Genomic DNA, 937 nt, shown 5'->3' on the forward strand with positions numbered 1-937 from the left:
ACCACTGCCCATTTTACAAGCTTTTTCAAATAGCGTAGCTGCTTTTATATAGCTCTGTGGAACGCCTTGGCCGTTGTAATATAAAAGTCCAAGATGAAAACACGATGAAGCACTACCAAGCTCACAGGCAAAATAACATTATCTAAGATTGTTTTTATCAAAGCAATCGTGCTTTGCTAATTCTTTTGCTGCATTAGTGCTTATCCCATAAGAAACACCCACTGCTATGAAAGCTGATATTATAAAAAGCAATTTTCTTTTCATGTCAAACCTCCTTATTGTATTTAAATACTATAACATGGATTTTTTAATTGGAATTAAATATAACTTGGTTTGTTTATAACTATCACAACCAACGCAAACCAACCACCAAGGCAATAACAAGAATAACAATAAGAACTGACACTATTAAAGAATAAACAAAATACTTTTTAGCCGTTTGTTTGCTCGTCATTTCAACAACACTTTCTAAAGCATCACCAAGCCCATTTGTAGTCTCTTCAAACTTATCCAAAACTCTTTTAGTAGAAATCTCTAACTTATTCCACTTGCCCTCACATTCTTTAAGCCTAGCATCATAGCTTATTAGTTTATCTTTTAATGCTTTTATTTCTTTATCCTTTAACTCAAGCTCTTCTTGGAGTTTATTTATTTGCTCTAAGGCTTTATTATGCTCTAAGATGAGCTTCTCTAACATAACGCCATCAGATATGCCTTCGCTATTAGCCATAGTTTGCAAAGTTAAATACACATCTTCATCAATCCTAAAGCTTTTAGATATTCTCACTAAGCTCTCCTGTAATACCTTGACATACTTACTCTTTCGTGTCCTAACTCTCTCGTTAAAACCTTATCAGCCATATCTTCTGAAAAGCCTTGATTTATAAGCTCGTGAAAACGCTCTATAGCATAGTTAACCCTCAATGAGTGAGAACCT

The 937-nt window shown here is 34.0% G+C and carries 2 protein-coding genes and 1 pseudogene; all 3 read right to left on the reverse strand.

The genetic code is table 11. From position 1 onward, the window contains the following. Positions 1-99, reverse strand: a pseudogene (locus ACYQZV_RS09060) (SEL1-like repeat protein); the annotation flags it as partial. Between the two features lie 39 nt (positions 100-138). Further along, positions 139-264, reverse strand: coding sequence for a hypothetical protein (locus ACYQZV_RS09065; protein ID WP_459895312.1), 126 nt, complete (start codon positions 262-264; stop codon positions 139-141). 82 nt (positions 265-346) lie between these two features. Beyond that, positions 347-787 carry a hypothetical protein gene (locus tag ACYQZV_RS09070; protein ID WP_459895315.1) on the reverse strand — a complete coding sequence of 147 codons (441 nt, stop codon included), beginning with the start codon at positions 785-787 and terminating at the stop codon, positions 347-349. Between the last annotated feature and the right edge of the window lie 150 nt (positions 788-937).

The organism is Hydrogenobaculum acidophilum, assembly GCF_054656715.1.

Excerpts from the sequence above, each read along its gene's own strand:
- ACYQZV_RS09065 (WP_459895312.1), bottom strand. The coding sequence starts at position 264 with ATGAAAAGAAAATTGCTTTTTATAATATCAGCTTTCATAGCAGTGGGT.